Consider the following 21,534-nt stretch of genomic DNA (forward strand, 5'->3'; position numbering starts at 1 on the left):
ATTGGATTTAATGTGTTAGAATCTGCTCTGAACCTGAATAATAAAGAGATTATTGTTGTACTGAGTTGTATTTTCTACCTGATATTTATAGCGGTCAAGCTGCATTCCCAGCTGAATCCGTGCACCGTAATTTTTGAGGAATTCAAGGCCAAACATCGGGGTAATGGTTTGCCTCGGATTTGAATTTAATCTGAAATTGGTGTCTAAATATTCATAGCGGCAGGAAAGCTCAAAAGCACTCAGGTTCCGGTGGTTGATTTCATAGCGTATGTTAGGGAGAAAGTAAGCTCCCCGGATTAAATATTCGTCGGGATTCTGAGGTCTGGTTTCGGGATCGGCAGCAAAGTAAAGGACATGATTTGTTGCCTGTTTAGCTTCAAGCTGCATATCCAGACTCCACCTGGGATCAAATTTGATGAGCGAACTCAGATCGAGTCCAACGGCATATACTTTTTTACCTAAAACTTCGCCGTAGCCGCCATTTAAACCCAAATTTAAATTGTATTTTTCCGACAGACCGAATACGAGCCGGGTTGAATATTGTTTACCGTTGTCATTGTCATTAATCTGGTTTTTACCATTGCCATTAACCACTGATACTGCATACTGAAAAGGCATTTCTCCCAGTTTGAGCTGTCCGGTTGCGGAAAGTCCTATTTGAAAGCTTGTCCAGCCCAGTTTTCCAAACTCTGTATATTGGTTGGACCAGTCCAGCGATTTGATAATGTCGATAGGATAGGTCTCTTCAATCCCAAACCATGGACGGAACTGTCCTACGGTAAAAGCAAGCTTAGGATTGAATGTGTATTTTAAATACGCATTTTCCAGCACTCTTGATTTGGGATCATTCTTAAAATCGGCGAGATTGGCAAGCACCACAACTTCTGTACGTTTACTGATCTGTGCACGAAGCTGAACCCGCATATATTTGATCATGAAATTGTTATCCGTACCGCTGTGATCGGAGTGATGAAGGCCATTTACATCTACATCTTTACTCATTCCTATCAGATAACGGGCCTGGAACAATCCTTTGATCTGGAGTTGTGGATATTTTACTTCTTCCTTTTCCGGATTAATGTATAAAGAATCAGGCTTCTGAGCAGATGCCATGCTGAAAAGTATCAAAAACAAAGGCAGTGCAGCCTTTTGGGTATGAAAAGCCATAATATTGTGTTTGGTGAAATGATGGTTGAATTACTGTAATCCTAAAATTAAAGGTTTTTGATACCTTTAAACTTGGATTAGCTTTTCATTGATATGTTTGAAAGTAATTGTACTGGCAGCAATGATGGTGTTTGTAAACTTTTGTGACTGACCTTGGTATAGGTTTTAGAATGAATGCATGGCGCAAATGGTATAGCACCTTTAACAAAGTTAGGTGATAGTTTTTCATGATATAGCATTTTGTGTGATGTTGTAAGATTATTATTAATAAATCTTTTAATCTTGAAATAAAATTAAAGAAATTATTTCGCAATTAATGGTTTTATTATGATAAATATTTAATGTTTTTAACATCAGACTTAAAACTATTCATGAAATAACAGTTTATAGGGAAAGGTAAGCCACAAATTAAGATAAGCTTGGTAAAGTAAATAAAGTAAATATAATAATAAATAAACTCTCTACTGTCAGAAGGTTTATCCATTTGTAAAATTAACCGGTAAGGCTGTATTTGAGTTTAGCCACTGATGAGGTAATGATGTATATACTGCATGATGCAAATAATGACAGTCATCTCGTTTACTGACCAAACCCAATACAGACGGTATTAGTTTAACTCGTAATTGGCGATAATCAAACTTAACATGAAGTGGATATAGTTTTGATCAGCTTCTTTTCTGTTAAGCAGTTTATTTTTATAATCGTAAGAGTTTAAGACTCTTGATAATTGCAGATAATCTTCAAACTTTTCATCTTTGATCTTTACTCTCAGATTTCCGTCCCTTCTTTTGATAATTTCATCATCCAGTGTTCTTAACTTGAAAATAACCTCACACAATTTGGCGTTAAAATTCATTTTGCCGGTATATCTTTCAATGATATTAACCTTAAATGTATCAAACTTTATGGTGTTAAAGACAAGATTAGAGCCAGACTCTTGCGTGTTGAGCTCAAGCGTATAATTCATAAATTTAAATTTAGTACAAATGTAATCAGAAGCTGAAAAAATTCAAAATAAATAGATCAACTAATATACCATTTATTGCAATTTATTTTTATTCTTCCTTTCCGGGGATTTAAATTTGGGCTAAAATTATTTGCTGTCGAATTTTTTAACCCTGATTTTCTTTTCTTTTACCTTTATAATAAAAGGATTAAGCTGGCTTATTTTTCCTTGTACCACTTTAAAATCCTGTAACGTATTTTCGCAATAGGTATTAGACGGCAATGAGTTTTCGTTCAGTTTTACTTTGTACTCACCGGATTCTATGAAAGATACGATCTCGCCATTGTCATCCGTGATGATATGTCTTATGAGGTTTTCATCTTTATAGATATCAAAAGCAATTCCTCCGGATTTAGGTTCAAATTCAAGAGCTGTTTTGGTATCATACTCATACATTACTTTACCTTGTACAGTGCCATTCTGGTGCAAAGGGATCTGCAGCAAATGCTGATGGGTATTTACATCAAACTCCATTTCATCATAAGACCATCCCTGCTGGATAACCTGCCTTAGCGTGTATTTGTTGTAAGGAATGGCGCGGTATTCAATTGTTCCGTTCTCATCGGTTTTAAATGAAATATTATTAAGCATAATAATGTATCCCGATGCTTTTTCGTCACCTTCATCATAGATATTGTTGTCATTGTGATCGTAATAAACAAAGGCTTTAATATTGCTTTTCTTCCCCGGATCCAGATTATTGCTTCGTAAATTGATGGTGACACCCGCCTCTATGGTAAAAAGATTGTTGCTAAAATTATTCATGGAATAATTGAACCATGATGAATTGAGATAAAAGCCATACCGTTCTTTAGAATATTTTACATTGACAAATCCGGATGGAGACTTTCCGTAAAGTGTGTCATCAGTATAAGATAACCCCGAATTGATGCTCAGCTTTCCTTTCAGCATTCTATTGGTTATAAATGCTGAGGCCGATGTTTTTTCGTAAGTATTGTTAATGCCCAGTAATTTTGAGAAAGCATATTCGGAAAGATAATAGCTTCCGTACTGATAAATAAGCTGGAAATTAAGCCATTTGTAAGCATAGGTTCCGGTAAGCTTCATCTGGTACTGATTTTTTTCAGAATCCGGATAATTTACCAATCCTGTTTCGATACCTACTATGGATGAATGCTTTCTGTTTGTGCTCGACCAGCTTACACGCTCAATCAGCCTTTTGGCGGTCATTTCTTTCAAATCTTTACTTTCTGTAAGTCCGAAAAAAGTGTTGTATGTATTTGAATTTTCATTCTGATATTGCAGGCTGATTCCCAGACCGAAATTCTTTCTTTTAGGAAAATTGAATCCCGTTTCCACTCTGTTGCTGTTGGTTTCTAAATTATTATTGTAAAAATAAAATTTAGGGGAAAAGTTAGAAATCATGACATTGGCATAAATGGAATTATCCTTAAATATGCTGCTGGAAATATTTTGCTGCAACTGGAAAATCCCTCTCTGGTTGCCCGGATAATAATTGCTGCTGAAAGAATAATTTCCGCTGAGATTGATCTTGTTGATAATCCCAGAATACTCCGTTTCTAAAGCTCCTGACGGTTTTGTAATATTAATGCTTTCATAGGTACTCATTCCGCTGAATAATTTCCCGCTGATCTTCCATTCTTTATTAAAAACATACTGAAAATCGGTTCCCAATAAATTATGCTTCGCCTTTTCAAAAGGATCATTTTTAAAGATATATGCTGCTGATATATTACGGCTTGCATTGCTAGCTCCCAATGTTCCGCGGACGTAGAAACCATATCCTAACTTCAGGAAAGACGTTCTTTCAATAAGACTGAAACTCTGATCTATAAACCCGAATTCCAGTTTTTTATTTTTATCAGAAGAAGTAAAGGCATATTCGGCGCCTCTTCCGTACAGTGAAAGTTCTATAATTTTACTGATATTTCCCAGGGTAAACTCACTTTTTTCTCTCTTATATGTTATGAAAGTATTGTTTACCACAGGATCTTCCGGACCATTGGTCTTATAGATATTTCCCCTTATAAAAACATATCCGGACGGAAGATTGAAACCTCCGGAACCGATGAGCTGATACAGAAAAGATTCTCTTCCCAGATAGCGGTAACTTGCTGTAATGCTGTTTTTTGTGTAGCCGAGATTATTATTGTCTAAAGACTGATACCGTTGCATAGAAGAATTATTCTGAATAGAAACATAGCTGTTCCCGAATATTTCTTTGTCGGGTTCTCTGAAGCCTACAATATTTACATTGAACTGTGGAGTCCTTGTCAGATTATTTGAAGGTCTGAATCTATAGATAAATACCGAATCTTTCTGAACGGCAATACTTCCTTTCTTTTCCACAAAAAAATTTCCCTGATCTGCTTCCGGAATTTTAAAAACGATCGTGACATTCTGTCTTTTGTTCCCCAGATTTGAAACTCTTGCCCGAACTTCTATAGAGTCATTGACATTACTCATATAGATAACGGGAGTATCCGTACTGATCGCCATCGAGTTGTTTTCGGCAATATGATGAGTGATTGTTTTAGTCAATAAAATCTTATTCTCAAGGTTGACAAGGTTAAAATCAATTTTACTTTCACCAAAACCGGCATTGCTGTTGATAAGAACCTTTATCGGCAGATAAATATTTCCTCCTGATGAAATCTCAATTTCCGAGGTATTTCCTGAAATATTTCTGAAGCCGGTGGGAACGGTAATGTTTAGTTTTCCTTTAAAATTGCTTTGAGAGTTGTTTTTGATTTCAACAATAGTACTTATAATACGGTCCATTCCTATATCGGATTCCTCACGGATATCCATGCTGAGGCCGTCACTGGTTTGTGCAAAAGCCAGTGATGAAATGAAAAAAATGAAAAATACGATGATTCTCCGAAAATGGTTAAAAGGCATTAGTTTTTATTGAGGTGTTATCTCGTACTGAAGAGTAGCTGAATAGTCATCTGATTTTGCACTGATGAAGATTTCATCATTATGGGTGGTTGAATATTTTACGTCATAATACACCGTGTTACCCTGGGTAGCATTTCCTTTGGCAACCAGTTGGTATAATGGGCTCAATGAAATAGGAAACACGTTTGTATTGGCCGTTGTAGAGGAAAGAACCATTTTTACGGCATCTACAGGAATTGTATTACCAAAAGAAGAGGTAAACTGAGATTGTAATGATTTCAGTTTGATTTGGTAATTCGTATTGCTTTTCACAATGAGCGCATTATTATATGTTACACTGACTCCGTTGGTATAATCGTCCATGCTTTTGAATTCCAACAGTGCATTTTGTGCGCTTGGAGCAAAGGTCAGTGACAATTCAGGAATATCCGTAGGAGGAATTCCGGAAAGTGTACCGATCTGAAGCTCAAAAGTATGATCCATTTTACCGATAACATTATTGTACTGATCGTATACTGTAAATTCTACAGGTGCGTAAAATTTCATCCAGGCAGGATAACTTCCAAGATAAGCTCCGCCCATTACTGTAAGGCTGAATTTAATCTGTAAATTGTAATATCCGTTAGGCTGGCTTGGCTGGTTATACAACGGTGCATTGGAACTAGGAACCAAAAAAACTTCCTGGCCTTCCTGCAAAATGACATTTAATGGCATGCCGATTTGCGGAATGGTAGGTACCGGATTGGGATAAGCCTGGCCCGAAGATGATACAGGATGCAGGGATATTTTATTTCCCGGTATGGTATAATTTCCGTCGGTAGATTTTATTGGCTGCTTGAGCTTTACAGACAAACGCCAGGACGGAACATTAAAATTACCGTTTCCACTCAACATCGCGGTGTAGGCATCGGGATTAGTATTTCCATCGTAAGAATTGATTTGCAGGTAGCTATTGATCCACGAATAATAAGAAATCTGTGAATATAAAAACTGCCCTGCTAACAACAGTACGAGTGAGAGTGTTTTAATCATACATAAAATTTAACTCGCCGAGTTCAAGGTTATTATCACCGTAATCAATCATTACGGATGCTGTATATTTTCCTTTCGGAAGATCTTCGGGAAGAGAAATATCCATCTCTCTTTTATTACCCGGCATGGTATAAAATACGATAGGGTCAATAGACACTTTTTTGCCATTTTCCATATTGACAAGATCTGTGAGAACCTTACCGTCTGTCCATATATTTCCTTCATTTTCGAAAAACAGGTTCAGCTGCTTTTTAGATTTCTCAAAAGTCAGATTCTGTATTTCTATTTTTTTTGTTTTGGCTGAAGGAATTTTATGAAATATCTTTATTCCTGACCGGATACTTACTTTTATCTTCGCACCTTTGCTGTCCACATCATCCACAGGATTCATCTGGTTCACATATAAAACTGCAGTATGCGCTTCCAATGTATCTGATAGTTTACTGGGAACTGTTATGGTAATATCAATATCCCTTCTTTCTCCAGGTCCTAATGTAAAATAATTGTCTTCTTTTTTTACACTTATCCATCCTGCGCAGGATATTTTCAGGCTATTGGCTGCGGACATAATGTTTTCACCCTTCTCATTGTATTCCCAGTCACCAAGGCTTATGGCCAAATCCAAAGAGTTTTTTGCACTCACGTTGGTAACTGTTACTTTCTGTGTATTACTGTTTCCTACGGTTGATTCAAAATACAGCCTCGGAGGCGAAACCGAAATACCGGTCTGTGCCTGAATCATTGAAAAAAAAGAAACCAGAAAAAAAGCTAAAATAAAATGGAGTGGGTGGGTCTTGTTCATTGTAAAAGTAAAGACTGTGACAGCAGAAAAAAAATGCCACAAATTACTTGTAGCATTCTATTTTGATTATAATCTACATTATCTTATTATTGTGCAATAATAGTGTAGGTAAGTTCAGTAGTATATACCGTAGGATCTTGTCCTGCAATATATTTATTTAGATAGGCATTAGCACCTGCACCTTTGTATTCGATATTGATTTTCCTGTCAACACCTCCTAAAGTTGAAGTTACTAAATTAGTTTCGTTTGCAGATAAAGTAGCATTTTGGGCATATTGTGCTCCGTTTAGGCCATCAGTACCTGCGCTGGCTTTAATCCGAATTGTATTAGCCTGAATGCTTTTATTTCCGTTTTGTAAAGCCGAGTTAGCAGCTTTTACTTTCACCTGGAATCCTCCGGTACTATAAATACTCAAGTGGTCAGGATTAAGGGATGATACACCATTAGCATAGTCATCTTTAGTAACGTAGTCTAAGTTTACAATTTTTTGTGAATTGTTAACCACTAAAGTTTGGATTGGTTTTAATCTAACGTTTAAAGTAACAGTTTGTTGTGCCTTCATTGCTGCGAACCCTAACAAAGCAAATGAAGCTAAAATACACTTTTTCATAATACGATTATTTGTTTTTAATATTTAATTCAAAAATTATGATGCAAATGTATTGAGTTGATTTGTTAGAGTTATTGTGAAAAAATACGAATCTTTTGTGATTTTTGTCGCTGAGAATAAGCGATATAGAAGAGTTCTTTTATTGACAATTCAATAAAAGATATTTATGAAAATGGAAATAACTCCATAAAAACGATTATTTTAAAATTAAATAATCATTAATTAATTATGGGTGTTAAATTAATAAAAGTTTAAATCTGTATTTTTTTTATTAAATTTATTTAATTAGACATCATTGTTAAAACATAATACTCCTGATCGGCTGTTGAGGTGTTATTTTTTTTAATGCTTTTTGCATGATGACTAATTTCAAATATTTTTTCAATCACTCCTTTTTTATATTTAATAAGGTTGTGAACTTTATCTTTTTCCCGGGATAGTTTCTCATAGTCAATATCTTTAAATCCTGCTGACTCATTATACACATTTTGCAGCATCTTTACCTCAAATCCTGATGGACTTGATATGATGACAGATCTTGATTCCTGGTCATTATTACTTTTGCCAGGATCGGTTGTTGCTGTGTTAATGGCAAGCGTCTGAACCGGGTATAACCGCACATTTAAGGTCGTTCCGTCGTTTTGGGCACGGAAGAAAGTGAAAGCAAGAAGACAAAACACAATATAAAAATATTTGGTATACATATCCTGATTTATCACCGTGTGGTTACATAATCAAATATACAAATATTTTTTAATTATCTCATCTCTGAAGGATTTTTTTCTGTATGTTTTTTAAAAAAGTTTGTGAAGTTACCTTCATCACTGAATCCCAACTCGTACGCGATCTGAGAAATCGTAAGATTTGTATAGGTCAGCATCTTTTTAGATTCACTGATAAGTTTCTCAATAATAACATGTTTTGCGCTTTTACCTAATACATATTCGGTCATTTCAGTCAGTTTTCTGGGGGTGATACTTAGTTCGCTGGCATAATGAGAAACTTTTTTTGCCTTTTTATAATCTCTCTGCAGAAGAACTTTAAATTTATTCACACAATAAAGATAATCAAATTTTATATCTTTTTTCACTTCTTCGGTGGGAATATGAAGAAAAGCATCAAGAATGAGTCGCTCTATTGCATTATGAGCCGCTGAAACGTACAGACTTTTGTCCTTCCGCCTGAAATTTTCCATTCTTTCCATAAAAACCACCCGCATCTGTTCGATGTTAATAAAAGGTGCGATAAAAATATCAGAACTATAATTAAAGAATAACTGGGAGTTTAAGAATAAGCTGTCTTTTATTGATCTTTCATAGAAACTCGATGAAAAAACAATAAGGAAAGTGTCGTAGCCTGGTGTATTGCCAAATTCAACATTTTTATGCGGACCTACAAATACAATATTTCCTTCTGAAATTTCATATATATTATCTTCTACTTTCAACCGGGTGTCTTCCATAATAATATAGATGCAAAAATATTCCAGTGTATTGAATTTCCGGTTGTTATTGTTTCTTTTGATAATTTGATCTAAACGATTAACACTGAACCCATTTTCTTTTAACTGATTTGTAATAATATACATATTATGTTTCTATAGAATTAATAGCGCGCTAAGATAATTTTTTGCGAAGGTTATATTGATATTATTCTATTAGATATAATTCTATAAAAGTATTAAAATATGTAGTATTTATTCTTATTTAATAAGTGTTATGAATGTGAAAATGATCTTCTGTAATTTTTTAAGTATAAACTTTAAGGGACATAATTCGACTTTATTTTTGAAATTTGTTATTAAAAATATTTGATCAGATTATCAGGGTGTTGCTTTTTTTATCATTGTTTAATGATATTTATATGCGTAACAGTTATTAATAATGATTCCCTAAAGTAAGAGTTAATTGTAGTTATTGTATTCATAATTTATTATCTTTGGCGCGCCGAAATCATATTATATCTAAATAAAATAGTGTGTGGAACTTTAATAGCCTTTTGGAAAGAAATAAAATTTTAACATGGGAAAGTTAGAGTATATACTGGAATAGGTTTTCAACTATTATTCTGATAATTTTTTAGTACTGTTTTATATTTTTAAATATATACTCCATTAGTTGAAAACATCCCTTTTCCCAGATTATTTTTTTTCAATTATAAATATCATTTTAAATGTATATAAAATATTCAATAAATGATTTTGCATGGTTGATAAATTGAATTTTATTATTTAGTGTATTAAAGGAAGATTTGATATAAATTCAAAGCTTCAATTTAAGTAATAATAATTAACAAAAAAATAATGATATTTAATTATACTGATAATCTGACGATTCCATGTGGTACGGGAATAATTTTTTAAATAACAGTATTTCGGCAAAAAAATTGCTATAGGAAAGCATTAAAAAAAATTACAATTAAAATTGAGTTTACACATATATATTATAACTTTAAAAAATAATTTAGCTCTTTTTAAAAGCAGAGTGCTAACTTTAGCAGATTAAATAACTATGGATAAAAATATCATTACGTATCTATTACTGATATCAATTACATTACTATCGTGCAAACCCAAGCAGAATATGGTGTATATGTCTAAAGACAATATGCAAGAAGAAGTTGCCAGAGCCAAATTTCAGGGCCTGCACATACAGGAGGGAGATGTTCTTCTTATCCTTGTTTCTGCGCTGGATGAAGCAGCGGTGAAACCTTTTAACCTTAATACTGCCAATAAAGTAGGCAGTGAAAGCGGAACAGCAATGAATCAGTATGTACAACCTAGCGAATATCTTGTGAATTCAGATGGTTACATCAATTTTCCTGTATTAGGAGATGTGTATACTAAAGGAATGACACAGATACAGTTGAAACAGGATCTTGAATCCCGCCTGAAAAGATATCTTACTGATCCTTTAGTAACAATTACATTGAAAAACTTTAATGTCAGTATTTTAGGTGAAGTAAAACAGCCAGGACAGAAGGAAAGCGTTTCCCAGAAGATTAATGTATTCCAGGCACTTGGCCTTGCAGGAGATATGACGGATTTTGGTGATCGGACACACGTTAAGCTTATTAGAACAACAGACGAAGGCAGTGATGAAGTCGTTAATCTTGATCTTACCAGATCGGACATTGTAAACTCGCCATATTACTATATGAAGCAAAACGATATATTATACGTGCAACCTGATCATAATAAACAGATTCAAGCAAATTCAAATCCAAACAGAGCCCTTACTTTCCAAATTATTGGTACATTAGTAACCGTAGCTACCTTAATTATTGCTTTAAAAAGATAACCGTAAATATGCAACAGATAGAACTTCTGGAAAATGAAGAAAAAATAGATTTAAGGAGAGTGATTACAAAATACCTCTATAAATGGCCTTGGTTTTTAGTGTCGGTATTGATATTTTTATTAATTGCTTTTGCTTATCTAAGATATAGCGTTCCAAAATATCAGACAAAAACAACGTTAAAGTTTGATAAAAAAGAAAATGATCTTACTTCAGCTCTTTCTGATCTGAGTAATCTTGGGATTGGTCTTGGAAATTCCGACGAGCTGAAAAGTGAAGCAGCCGTTGTCACATCCAGACCCATATTGACGCAAGTGGTAAATAATCTTAATCTGAATGTAGAGTATTATAATACGGGAGAAATTAAAGATAATCAGCTCTTTAGTAAAGTTCCTGTGGCGGGAAAAATTGTAACCTTTGATAATAAATTTGTATCTTCAGAATATCATCTTACTAAGATTTCTGCAAATGACTTTACTCTTGTAAATGAACATAATAATGTTAAATTTCTAGGAAAATTTAATATTCCTTTAAAGTTGGATTTTGGGGTTGTAGTGTTAACCAGAAATCCAGAATATGAGGTTAAACCAGGATATAAAATTGTTTTTTGGAACCCGATTGAAAAAGTAAAGAAACTTGAGAAAACAATTCAGGTCGATTTGCCGGATGAGAAAGCCATGTTGATGGACATTAGCCTTATAGGCACAGTTCCTGAAAAATCAGAAACGATTCTTAATGAGGTTACGCGTCAGTATAATCTGGACGGGCAGAAGGATAAAAATCTGCAAGCTGAAAATACACAGAAATTTATCGATAAGCGACTGGAGGTTATAACACGAGATCTTACAGGGGTAGAAAATCAGAAAGAAGACTTCCAAAACCGTAATCGTATTGTTGACTTGCAGGCGCAAGCTGAATTGGCTATGCAAAATACAAGCGAAAATACCAAAGCTTTACTTCAACAACAGGCGCAGCTTGATCTTTTGAATTCTCTGACGACTGAGGCTTCGAAAGGGAATAATCAGCTCATGCCTTCTAATTTAGGCCTTAACCCATCACTTGAGCAGTCTATTGCACAATATAATCAATTGCTCATCAGCAGAAACAAAACGCTGAAACAGGCAACGAATGAAAACCCCGCAGTGATAGAAATGAACCGGGAAATTGCAACATTAAAAGATATTATCAGGGATAATATCCGTGAGCAAAAAGATGTAGTAAAAGCCACCATTTCACAATTGCAAAATCAGATTACCACAAGTAATACGATGATAGAAAAGGTTCCGGGACAATCTAAAATCTACAGGGGAATAGAGCGCCAACAAAACCTTAAAGAACAACTTTTCTTATTTCTTCTTCAAAAAAGAGAAGAGAATGCAATCAACTTATCGGTTGATGTTCCTAAAGCAAAAATTGTAAATCCTGCATTTACTGAAGATGAACCGGTTTCTCCAAAAAAAAATCTCATTCTGTTAGGAGCGGTTTTACTTGGCTTATTGATTCCTTTTGCCATCTTTTATTTAATTTTTATTTTAGATGATAAAATTTACAGTAGAGAAGATATTAAAGAAAGATCTAGTCTTGGTGTTTTGGTAGATGTACCTTCATTAAAAGACAATGACAATCATCTGGTACAGAAAAATGACTTTTCTGAGCTGGCAGAATCATTTAGAGTTTTGGTTTCAAATCTTAAATTTGTATTGCCGAAAAAAGATTCTGCAAAGATTATTATGGTTACCTCTTCAGTAAAAGGCGAAGGAAAGACTCTTGTGTCTGTTAATCTCGCTTTAACGATCGGTAATAAAAACGGAAGAGCACTATTGATAGGATCAGATATCCGAAATCCACAGATTCAGAGATACGATTCTGAACCAATAAAAAGAAAGGGTCTGACAGAATTTTTATATGATGAATCGGTAAGTGTTGATGAACTAATCCATAATTCTTATACTAACCCTTATTGTGATGTAATCTATGCAGGCACTATTCCTCCCAATCCTCAGGAACTGCTTTCTAATGGAAGATACCAAAAACTGATTGAGCAGATGGCTTCAAGATATGCTTATATCATTATTGACTCGGCGCCTCTGATGCTGGTTTCAGATACCCTTAGTATTGCAGATGTTGCGGATGCTACCTTATATGTAGTACGGTCGGGCGAATCGAAAAATATTCTCATCGATTTTGCAAATGATCTGGTGAGAGACAGAAAACTTTCTAATGTATCCTTCGTGGTAAATGACGTTAAGAAACGTGACGGAGGTTATGGATATAATTACAGCTATGGTTATGGGTATAGCCAAGACAAGAATAAGAAAAAGTGGTGGAATAAATTTTTTAAGTCATAATGGATAAAATTTTGATTACGGGAGGAGCAGGGTTTATAGGCTCCAACCTTACGGAGTATTTTTTGAATAAAGGCTTCGAAGTGGTATGTCTGGATAATTTTTCGACAGGACATAGACATAATATTGAGTCTTTTTTAAAAAATCCGAATTATAAACTGATTGAAGGAAGCATCTGTGATCTGGAGGTCTGCAGAACTGCAGTAGAAGATGCAGATTATGTATTACATCAAGCGGCATTGGGCTCGGTTCCGAGATCTATCAATGATCCCATTACCAGCAATGATGTTAATGTGTCAGGATTTTTGAACATGCTTGTTGCTTCAAGGGATGCGAAAGTGAAACGTTTTGTATATGCCGCATCATCTTCAACATATGGTGATTCTGTAGCACTTCCGAAAGTGGAAGAGGTGATAGGAAGGCCATTATCTCCTTATGCCATAACAAAGTATGTAAATGAGTTGTATGCAGACGTTTTTGCTAAAACATATGGAATAGAATGCATTGGCTTAAGATATTTCAATGTTTTTGGCCGTAGACAGGATCCAAACGGAACGTACGCTGCAGTAATTCCTCTATTTGTGAAACAGCTTATGAATCACCATTCACCCAAGATCAACGGAGCAGGTGATTATTCAAGGGATTTTACCTATATTGATAATGTAATCCAGATGAACGAACTGGCGATGCTTACCGAGAATCCGGAAGCCATCAATACAGTATACAATACAGCGGTAGGTGACCGTACTACATTAAATGACCTGGTAACATATATTAAAAAATATTTAAGCGAATACGATCCTGAGATCGCTGATGTTGAAATCGTACATGGACCCAACCGTGTAGGAGACATTCCGCATTCACTGGCTTCTATAGATAAAGCTAAGAATCTTCTCGGATACAACCCGACTCATCCAATTGAAAAAGGATTGAAAGAAGCAATTAGCTGGTATTGGGAAAATTTAAAATAAACAATAAAAAGATAATCTTGTGGAAAAACAATATAAAATTGCTGTTATTGGCCTAGGATATGTAGGACTGCCATTGGCGCGTCTATTCGCAACAAAATATTCGGTTGTAGGATTTGATATTAATAAAAACAGAATCGAAGAATTAAGATCTGGAAATGACAGCACATTAGAGGTTGAAAGTGATATTCTCAAGTCAGTTCTTGTTCATGAGAATCCTTTTGATAAAGAGGAAAAAGGTTTCTTTGCGTCTGACGACCTGAAAGACATTCAGAATGCTAATATTTACGTAGTTACCGTACCAACACCGGTGGATAAACATAACCGTCCGGATCTTACGCCACTTTATAAATCATCAGAAACAGTAGCAAAAGTACTTTCAAAAGGAGATATTGTTATTTATGAATCAACAGTATATCCTGGAGTAACGGAAGAAGAATGCATCCCGGTTCTGGAGCGTGTTTCGGGCATGAAATTCAACGAAGATTTCTTTGCAGGATATTCACCGGAACGTATTAACCCTGGAGATAAAGAGCATACGGTAGAGAAAATTCTAAAGGTGACTTCAGGTTCTACCCCTGAGATCGGGGAGATAGTAAATAATCTTTATAAGTCGGTGATTGTAGCAGGAACACACCTTGCGCCAACCATTAAAGTAGCTGAGGCTGCCAAAGTTATCGAAAATTCCCAGAGAGATATTAATATTGCTTTTGTGAATGAATTGGCAAAAATTTTTAACCTTCTTGAAATTGACACCCATGAAGTACTCAAGGCAGCAGGAACGAAATGGAATTTCTTACCATTTAAGCCGGGACTTGTCGGGGGGCATTGTATAGGAGTAGACCCTTATTATCTTGCACAGAAAGCTCAGGAAAATGGATATCATCCGGAAATTATTTTGGCAGGACGTCGTTTAAATGATTCTATGGGGCAATATGTAGCTTCGCAGCTTGTAAAATGTATGATTAAGAAAAATCTTAACGTCAACGGTGCGGAAGTTTTAAATTTAGGAATAACTTTTAAAGAAAATTGTCCGGATGTGCGTAATACTAAGGCAGTAGATGTGATTCACGGTCTGGAAGATTATTCATTAAAAGTTACGACGTTTGATCCTTGGGCAAATCCTGAAGAAGTTGAGCATGAATATAACCTTGAAGTAGTTAATGAAATCCCAGATAAGAAATTTGACGCGATCATTCTTACTGTGGCTCATAATGAATTCATTAATCTCAACCTCGATGATTACTTGAAAGACGATGGAGTAATTTATGATGTAAAAGGAATTCTGCAAGAATGTGATTCTAGACTGTAATACACTTCAATATATCTTTAGTCCACAAATAATTGTAACAGATAATATGAGATGTTTTATTAACTATAAATATTTATGTTACATGATATTGATATCAGAATAGCAATCACTCAATAACAATTAGTCTCTAGGGTGCATTTTGTTCTTCCCTGAGATTGCATTTTATACCATTGGAATTAATGTGTTATAATTGTATTGTGAGCAGTGTAATCTAGAATAGATTATAAAATAAGGTAAAGCATTCTCAAAGAAAATATAGATGTATAAAAATGTATTTAAACGGATAATTGATTTTATAGTCGCTTTTATAGGTTTGATTGTATTATCACCGGTCTTTATTATCGTTCTGATTGTCCTGTATTTTCAAAATGATGGTAAACCGTTCTTTTTTCAGACAAGACCCGGACTTAATGAGAAATTTTTTAATATCATTAAGTTTAAGACAATGACTGATAAAAAGGACACTCACGGCAATTTACTTCCTGATGCTCAAAGACTGACATCCATTGGGAGCTTCATCCGGCAGACCTCCCTTGACGAGATTCCCCAGCTTATAAATGTGCTGAAAGGAGATATGTCACTGATAGGTCCACGCCCTTTGCTACCACAATACCTGTCTTTATATAATGAATCCCAAAAACGAAGACATGAGGTTCGCCCGGGGATTACCGGATGGGCTCAGGTGAATGGCAGAAATGCAATCTCGTGGTCAAAGAAATTTGAGCTGGATGTCTGGTATATTGATCATTTGTCTTTTATGATGGATTGTAAAATAATATTTCTAACTCTTAAAAAAGTTTTTAAAAAAGAAGGTATTAATAAAGAGGGGCAGGCAACGACAGAGGTTTTTAACGGAAGTAATTAAAAATATAACAATGTATTTATACGGAGCAAGCGGTCATGGCAAGGTAGTTGCTGAAATTGCAGAAGAAAGTGGTTATAATATTGAAGCTTATATAGATATGGATCTATCTAAAAATGAACTACTGAATTATACTGTATATCACAATCCACCACCAAAACATATAGATGTAATAATTTCAATAGGAAACAACAGGATAAGAAAGAATATAGTTGAAGAAAACACGTTATTTAATTATATGAAGTTACTTCATCCGAAATCATCAGTTTCAAAAAGGACACATATTGAAGAGGGAGGTGTTGTTATGGCCGGAGTTACCATAAATGCTTCTGTAAATGTAGGAAAACATTGTATTATTAATACAAATTCTTCTATTGATCATGACTGTGTTTTGGAAGACTTCGTGCATATTTCTCCTAATGCAGCTTTGGGTGGTAGTGTATATGTAGGGGAAGGAACTCATATAGGAATTGGGGCATGTATCATACAGGGGATAAGAATTGGAAAATGGTGTACCATTGGTGCCGGGGCTGTCATTATCAATGATATACCTGATGGCTCAACAGTAGTAGGAAATCCTGGCAAAATTATAAAAATAACCGAATTATAAACAAAAAAGTAAAATTATGAACATTGAGGTATGGCTTTCATCCCCACATATGGGTGGAAATGAAATCAAATATATCAACGAAGCATTTGATACAAATTGGATTGCTCCTTTGGGACCTAATGTAAACGGCTTTGAAACTGATCTGGAAAAATTTCTGAATCAGAAAGTAAAAGTTGCAGCATTATCATCAGGAACAGCTGCTCTGCATCTTGCATTGATTGAATGCAATGTAGGATATGGTGATGAAGTGATCTGTCAGTCACTTACATTTTCAGCATCTGCCAATCCTATCGTATATCTTGGTGCAACTCCTGTTTTCGTAGATTCAGAGAAAGATACTTGGAATATCTGTCCGGTGGCTTTAAGGGAAGCCGTTGAAGACAGAATCGCCAAAAATAAAAAACCAAAAGCAATTATTGCCGTTAACCTTTACGGTATGCCTGCAAAAATGGACGAAATTTTAGCAATATGTTCTGAATTTGATATTCCTTTGATTGAAGATGCAGCAGAATCGCTGGGTTCTAAATACAAAGGTAGAGCTTGTGGGACTTTCGGACGATTTAGTATTTTGTCTTTTAATGGTAATAAAATCATAACTACTTCCGGTGGAGGTGCATTGGTTTGTCATTCCCAGCAAGACAAGGAAAGGGCTGTATTTTTATCAACCCAGGCAAGAGATAAAGCGCCGCATTACCAGCATTCAGAAATTGGATACAACTATAGAATGAGTAATGTATCTGCAGGCATAGGAAGAGGTCAGATGGAAGTGCTGAACACCAGAGTAGAAGGACGTAGAAGGATGCATGATTTTTATACTGAAATTTCCAAAGATCTGGAGGGTGTAGAAGTATTTTGTGAACCCAACAGCGATTTCTACAGTAACCATTGGCTGTCTGTTATTACAATAGATGAAAAATTAGCATCAAAAAACAGAGAAGATCTTCGTCTTGCATTTTTAGAAGATAAAATTGAATCAAGACCAATATGGAAACCAATGCATATGCAGCCTGTTTTCAAAGATGCTCCTTATTACGGAGGTGATTTTGCCGAAAAACTTTTTGAAACGAGTCTGTGCCTTCCTTCCGGATCAAACCTTACGGATAATGACAGAAGCAGAATTGAGAAAGTTATGCTTAGTGTTCTCACTAACAAGAAAAGTCACTTGATATCTCACTAATTGATACCATTGAATAATTGATGTTATTCGCAAATAATTCACACCTATACCACACGTTATCATAAGACTGATAAACGATATTTAAACAAAATAATACTAACCAAAAAATATAAAAGCAGGAATAATTTAATCTATTCCTGCTTTTCTCTATATATTATTTTTGTAATTTAGTGATATTTCCTGTTGGAATTACTGTAATTATTGGCACTTATGCCATGGAAGTTATTGTATGTATAGTAAAGATCTTTAAAATAAATATCTGTTTCTGCATCAATCTTTTCTATCATAGGAATGTTTTTTTCCTTTTTTGAAGCACTGTAAGCATATTTCTTTTTTGAAGCAGCTTTTTTCTTTAAGCAATGACAGTGTAAATGATCTTGAGCTCTGTGCTCATCAAGATCCATAACCTTAATTTCGGTATTTTCTAATTTCTTAAATTTTTCAAAACCATTAATGTCTAAAGTGAACCTTGGCTCACCGTGATAAAAATAATGGTCGGTAATTTCAGGGTGAAAGATATCTTTTTTTTCCAAAGGAGCCGAAGAATAGTAGCCGTTACAATCTGTACACAGGGCAACTTGTATTTTTATAGACATAGTATTTTGATTTAAGTGATTACCATTGCTATATCAGAAGTTGTGCCATTGGTGCAAATCTTAAATAAAAATTAATACTCTCTAATGGTAACATATTACAGAAATATTTGTTTTCATTGGTTGTTTTATTTAAAGCTTCCAGTATGTTAATATTGTTGAATTTATAATCTGTTTAAATAGAAAACCTCTTTCAATTTATTTAATTTTTGGTTATCATAAAATTAATTCAGTTTTTTATTCATATTTCCTTTTTGGTACAAATTCTAGGTCTTGCATATAAAAATGGTAAAGAAAAAATCAAAATTTTAAGGAATTTTAATGCTAAAAAGTGTTTTTTTTACACTTTTTAATAAAAAAGTTAATCTTTTTTTTAAGCTTTCTTATCATAGTATTTTGCATGATATTTTCAATTAAATTTTTCCGATATTTTTTTTACAAGATGTTGTAAACTCACATTTTATGATCTTAATAAGTGTATATTTAATGATAACCTTATCATAATTAATATGCAATTGTTATCATAAAAAATCGATATGTAAATGGCTGATATGTAGGTTGTAGGAGTAAATTTATTTTTTTTATTCGATTGAATTTTTATATTTGTGATGTTACATAAATGTTAACAATTAAATGAGCCCCAACTTTATTCATACGTACGTATCTGTAGATTGTGTAGTATTCGGATTTGATCACGAAAACCGCTTAAACATTTTATTGGTTCAGCGACATGTGGATGAGGTACCTTTGGAAAGACAGAGAAAATTACCCGGCAGTCTTATTTTTAGTGATGAAGATGTAGACGATGCTGCACAAAGAGTACTTCACGAATTGACAGGAATCAAAAAAATGGTTCTCAGACAGTTTAAGTGTTTTGCAGATCCTGGCCGTGCCAATAATGTACATGATATCAAATGGATGGGCAAAGAGTACAAACATGATATCGACAGGATTATTACGGTAGCCTACCTCTCTTTATGTAAGATCGACCATAAGATCAACAGTACGAAATATGATACCGTAGATTGGTTCCCGATTGATGAAGTTCCGCACCTGCCGTTCGATCACAATAAGATTATAAGTGAATCGCTCGTAGAAATCAGAAAATGGATCGAAACAGATTTCTCCATTATTTTTGAGCTGTTGCCGAAAAGATTTACCATTAGGCAACTGTATCAGCTTTACACGGCGCTGAGTGAAAAATATATTGATATTAAAAATTTTCATAAAAAAATATCCTCATTCAATTACATTGTGCCATTGGATGAAATTGAAAAAAATGTATCGCACCGGGCAGCAAGATATTATAAGTTCGATGCTAAAATTTACAAGAAAAACAATACTAAACTAATCAAATAACACGCTTCTATACAAATTATGTACTTACTAGGCTATGATATCGGCAGTTCTTCTGTAAAAGTTTGTCTCATCGAGGCATCCAGCGGAAAAGTGATTGCTTCAGAATTTTCCCCAAAAAAGGAAATGAAAATCACCGCTGTGAATCCCGGATGGGCAGAACAGAACCCTGTCGACTGGTGGACGAATCTGAAACTTGCTCATGAAGCGGTTATGCATGAAGCCGGAGTACATGCTGAAGATATCAAAGGAATTGGGATTACATGGCAAATGCACGGTCTTATCCTGGTAGATAAAGATCAGAATTTACTCAGACCATCAATCATCTGGTGTGACAGCCGTGCGGTGCCTTACGGTGAAAAAGCCTTTAAAGAGATTGGAGAAGAAAAATGCTTATCTCATCTGTTAAATTCACCGGGAAATTTTACCGCATCAAAACTAGCATGGGTAAAAGAAAATGAGCCGGAGATTTTTGAAAAGATTGACAAAATAATGCTTCCGGGAGATTATATCGCCATGAGACTTTCCGGGCAGATCGGAATGACCATCGAAGGATTATCAGAAGGGATTTTCTGGGATTTTAAAAACAACTGTATTTCGGAAGATGTGATCGGCCATTACGGAATTCCGAAAAGTTTCTTCCCTGAGATTATTCCTACTTTTGGAATTCAGGCTACGGTTTCTGCAGCTGCAGCTCAGGAATTAGGCTTAAAAGAAGGTACACCGATTTCGTACAGAGCAGGAGATCAGCCAAACAACGCTCTTTCACTGAATGTTTTTAATCCGGGAGAAATTGCTTCCACTGCCGGAACTTCAGGAGTTGTATATGGAGTGCTGGATCAGCTTGAATACGATAAATTATCAAGAGTGAATACATTTGCTCACGTAAATTATACACCGGAACAGATCCGACTGGGCGTTTTGCTGTGTATCAACGGAACAGGAATTTTAAATTCATGGCTGAAGCATAATTTTGCAACTTCATTGTCTTCATACGGAGATATGAATGAGCTGGCTTCACTTTCGCCCGTAGGTTCTAAAGGTCTCAGCATCGTACCTTTCGGAAACGGTGCAGAAAGAGTGTTGGAAAACAAAGAAACCAACTGCTCAATTCACGGAATTAATTTTAATATCCATACAAAAGGAGATATTCTGCGTGCCGCGCAGGAAGGAATCGTATTTTCTTACGAATACGGAATGAACATCATGAGAAATATCGGGATGGACATTCAGGTGATTCGTGCAGGAAATGCCAATATGTTTTTAAGTTCAATTTTTCGTCAGTCACTTTCAAGTGTCAGCAATGCGGTTATTGAACTTTATGATACCGACGGAGCTGTGGGAGCTGCAAGAGCTGCGGGAATAGGAATAGGATTTTATGCAGATTCCAAAGAAGCATTTTCATCACTGGAAAAGATAGCAGTGATAGAGCCTGAACACGAGAAACAAGAACAATATCTGGAAGCCTACACAAGATGGAAACATCATCTTAATGAAATAATCTAGAAACAATT

At 34.9% G+C, this 21,534-nt stretch carries 18 protein-coding genes; 9 read left to right on the plus strand and 9 right to left on the minus strand.

What is annotated here, in order from left to right; translation table 11 throughout:
- Nucleotides 1–15 precede the first annotated feature (15 nt).
- The 8 genes from AC3WV0_RS01840 to AC3WV0_RS01875 form a co-directional block, all read right to left on the minus strand.
- On the minus strand, nt 16–1,167 hold the full coding sequence (locus tag AC3WV0_RS01840) for a porin (RefSeq protein WP_488843455.1): 1,152 nt from the start codon (nt 1,165–1,167) through the stop codon (nt 16–18).
- Nucleotides 1,168–1,774: 607 nt separating this feature from the next.
- Nucleotides 1,775–2,134: a prevent-host-death protein gene (locus tag AC3WV0_RS01845; protein WP_488843457.1), complete on the minus strand. Its 360-nt coding sequence runs from the start codon at nt 2,132–2,134 to the stop codon at nt 1,775–1,777.
- A gap of 126 nt (nt 2,135–2,260) precedes the next feature.
- The gene (locus AC3WV0_RS01850) at nt 2,261–5,056 is read right to left on the minus strand and encodes a hypothetical protein (RefSeq protein ID WP_488843459.1); all 2,796 of its coding nucleotides are present in this window, start codon (nt 5,054–5,056) and stop codon (nt 2,261–2,263) included.
- 6 nt (nt 5,057–5,062) lie between these two features.
- A complete protein-coding gene (locus AC3WV0_RS01855; RefSeq protein WP_488843461.1) occupies nt 5,063–6,088 on the minus strand; it encodes a hypothetical protein in 1,026 nt (341 codons plus the stop codon).
- Entirely contained in the window at nt 6,081–6,890 is an 810-nt protein-coding gene (locus AC3WV0_RS01860; protein WP_488843463.1) for a fimbrial biogenesis chaperone, read from the minus strand. The genes AC3WV0_RS01855 and AC3WV0_RS01860 overlap by 8 nt, the downstream gene beginning before the upstream one ends.
- Nucleotides 6,891–6,976: 86 nt before the next feature.
- Nucleotides 6,977–7,501 (minus strand): hypothetical protein, encoded by a 525-nt coding sequence (locus tag AC3WV0_RS01865; protein WP_488843465.1) that lies wholly within the window; start codon nt 7,499–7,501, stop codon nt 6,977–6,979.
- Between the two features lie 281 nt (nt 7,502–7,782).
- The gene (locus AC3WV0_RS01870) at nt 7,783–8,205 is read right to left on the minus strand and encodes a hypothetical protein (protein ID WP_488843467.1); all 423 of its coding nucleotides are present in this window, start codon (nt 8,203–8,205) and stop codon (nt 7,783–7,785) included.
- Between the two features lie 53 nt (nt 8,206–8,258).
- Nucleotides 8,259–9,089: a helix-turn-helix domain-containing protein gene (locus tag AC3WV0_RS01875; protein WP_488843469.1), complete on the minus strand. Its 831-nt coding sequence runs from the start codon at nt 9,087–9,089 to the stop codon at nt 8,259–8,261.
- Between the two features lie 922 nt (nt 9,090–10,011).
- Here AC3WV0_RS01875 and AC3WV0_RS01880 point away from each other — a divergent pair.
- From AC3WV0_RS01880 to AC3WV0_RS01910, 7 genes are all read left to right on the plus strand, one after another.
- On the plus strand, nt 10,012–10,800 hold the full coding sequence (locus AC3WV0_RS01880) for a polysaccharide biosynthesis/export family protein (protein ID WP_488843471.1): 789 nt from the start codon (nt 10,012–10,014) through the stop codon (nt 10,798–10,800).
- 8 nt (nt 10,801–10,808) lie between these two features.
- Nucleotides 10,809–13,145 carry a GumC family protein gene (locus AC3WV0_RS01885; protein ID WP_488843473.1) on the plus strand — a complete coding sequence of 779 codons (2,337 nt, stop codon included), beginning with the start codon at nt 10,809–10,811 and terminating at the stop codon, nt 13,143–13,145.
- On the plus strand, nt 13,145–14,113 hold the full coding sequence (locus AC3WV0_RS01890; protein WP_488843475.1) for an SDR family oxidoreductase: 969 nt from the start codon (nt 13,145–13,147) through the stop codon (nt 14,111–14,113). Before AC3WV0_RS01885 ends, AC3WV0_RS01890 begins: the two co-directional genes overlap by 1 nt.
- A gap of 19 nt (nt 14,114–14,132) precedes the next feature.
- The gene (locus tag AC3WV0_RS01895) at nt 14,133–15,422 is read left to right on the plus strand and encodes a nucleotide sugar dehydrogenase (protein ID WP_488843477.1); all 1,290 of its coding nucleotides are present in this window, start codon (nt 14,133–14,135) and stop codon (nt 15,420–15,422) included.
- Between the two features lie 259 nt (nt 15,423–15,681).
- Nucleotides 15,682–16,287, plus strand: coding sequence for a sugar transferase (locus tag AC3WV0_RS01900; protein ID WP_488843479.1), 606 nt, complete (start codon nt 15,682–15,684; stop codon nt 16,285–16,287).
- Nucleotides 16,288–16,297: 10 nt separating this feature from the next.
- On the plus strand, nt 16,298–16,894 hold the full coding sequence (locus AC3WV0_RS01905) for an acetyltransferase (RefSeq protein WP_488843481.1): 597 nt from the start codon (nt 16,298–16,300) through the stop codon (nt 16,892–16,894).
- A 16-nt stretch (nt 16,895–16,910) separates the two neighbouring features.
- Nucleotides 16,911–18,071 (plus strand): DegT/DnrJ/EryC1/StrS family aminotransferase, encoded by a 1,161-nt coding sequence (locus AC3WV0_RS01910; RefSeq protein ID WP_488843483.1) that lies wholly within the window; start codon nt 16,911–16,913, stop codon nt 18,069–18,071.
- 167 nt (nt 18,072–18,238) lie between these two features.
- Here the strand turns inward: AC3WV0_RS01910 and AC3WV0_RS01915 are convergent, their stop codons facing one another.
- Nucleotides 18,239–18,667: a hypothetical protein gene (locus AC3WV0_RS01915; RefSeq protein ID WP_488843485.1), complete on the minus strand. Its 429-nt coding sequence runs from the start codon at nt 18,665–18,667 to the stop codon at nt 18,239–18,241.
- A 630-nt stretch (nt 18,668–19,297) separates the two neighbouring features.
- On the opposite strand from AC3WV0_RS01915, the gene AC3WV0_RS01920 reads away from it, so the two are divergent.
- Together AC3WV0_RS01920 and AC3WV0_RS01925 are read left to right on the plus strand one after the other, a co-directional pair.
- Complete coding sequence (locus AC3WV0_RS01920; protein ID WP_488843487.1) at nt 19,298–20,023, plus strand: NUDIX hydrolase; 726 nt, start codon at nt 19,298–19,300, stop codon at nt 20,021–20,023.
- Between the two features lie 18 nt (nt 20,024–20,041).
- Nucleotides 20,042–21,526: a xylulokinase gene (locus AC3WV0_RS01925; protein ID WP_488843489.1), complete on the plus strand. Its 1,485-nt coding sequence runs from the start codon at nt 20,042–20,044 to the stop codon at nt 21,524–21,526.
- Nucleotides 21,527–21,534: the final 8 nt, after the last annotated feature.

The organism is Chryseobacterium sp. 27AL, from assembly GCF_057815395.1.

Excerpts from the sequence above, each read along its gene's own strand:
- AC3WV0_RS01840 (WP_488843455.1), bottom strand. The coding sequence starts at position 1,167 with ATGGCTTTTCATACCCAAAAGGCTGCACTGCCTTTGTTTTTGATACTT.
- AC3WV0_RS01845 (WP_488843457.1), bottom strand. The coding sequence starts at position 2,134 with ATGAATTATACGCTTGAGCTCAACACGCAAGAGTCTGGCTCTAATCTT.
- AC3WV0_RS01850 (WP_488843459.1), bottom strand. The coding sequence starts at position 5,056 with ATGCCTTTTAACCATTTTCGGAGAATCATCGTATTTTTCATTTTTTTC.
- AC3WV0_RS01855 (WP_488843461.1), bottom strand. The coding sequence starts at position 6,088 with ATGATTAAAACACTCTCACTCGTACTGTTGTTAGCAGGGCAGTTTTTA.
- AC3WV0_RS01860 (WP_488843463.1), bottom strand. The coding sequence starts at position 6,890 with ATGAACAAGACCCACCCACTCCATTTTATTTTAGCTTTTTTTCTGGTT.
- AC3WV0_RS01865 (WP_488843465.1), bottom strand. The coding sequence starts at position 7,501 with ATGAAAAAGTGTATTTTAGCTTCATTTGCTTTGTTAGGGTTCGCAGCA.
- AC3WV0_RS01870 (WP_488843467.1), bottom strand. The coding sequence starts at position 8,205 with ATGTATACCAAATATTTTTATATTGTGTTTTGTCTTCTTGCTTTCACT.
- AC3WV0_RS01875 (WP_488843469.1), bottom strand. The coding sequence starts at position 9,089 with ATGTATATTATTACAAATCAGTTAAAAGAAAATGGGTTCAGTGTTAAT.
- AC3WV0_RS01880 (WP_488843471.1), top strand. The coding sequence starts at position 10,012 with ATGGATAAAAATATCATTACGTATCTATTACTGATATCAATTACATTA.
- AC3WV0_RS01885 (WP_488843473.1), top strand. The coding sequence starts at position 10,809 with ATGCAACAGATAGAACTTCTGGAAAATGAAGAAAAAATAGATTTAAGG.
- AC3WV0_RS01890 (WP_488843475.1), top strand. The coding sequence starts at position 13,145 with ATGGATAAAATTTTGATTACGGGAGGAGCAGGGTTTATAGGCTCCAAC.
- AC3WV0_RS01900 (WP_488843479.1), top strand. The coding sequence starts at position 15,682 with ATGTATAAAAATGTATTTAAACGGATAATTGATTTTATAGTCGCTTTT.
- AC3WV0_RS01905 (WP_488843481.1), top strand. The coding sequence starts at position 16,298 with ATGTATTTATACGGAGCAAGCGGTCATGGCAAGGTAGTTGCTGAAATT.
- AC3WV0_RS01910 (WP_488843483.1), top strand. The coding sequence starts at position 16,911 with ATGAACATTGAGGTATGGCTTTCATCCCCACATATGGGTGGAAATGAA.
- AC3WV0_RS01915 (WP_488843485.1), bottom strand. The coding sequence starts at position 18,667 with ATGTCTATAAAAATACAAGTTGCCCTGTGTACAGATTGTAACGGCTAC.
- AC3WV0_RS01920 (WP_488843487.1), top strand. The coding sequence starts at position 19,298 with ATGAGCCCCAACTTTATTCATACGTACGTATCTGTAGATTGTGTAGTA.
- AC3WV0_RS01925 (WP_488843489.1), top strand. The coding sequence starts at position 20,042 with ATGTACTTACTAGGCTATGATATCGGCAGTTCTTCTGTAAAAGTTTGT.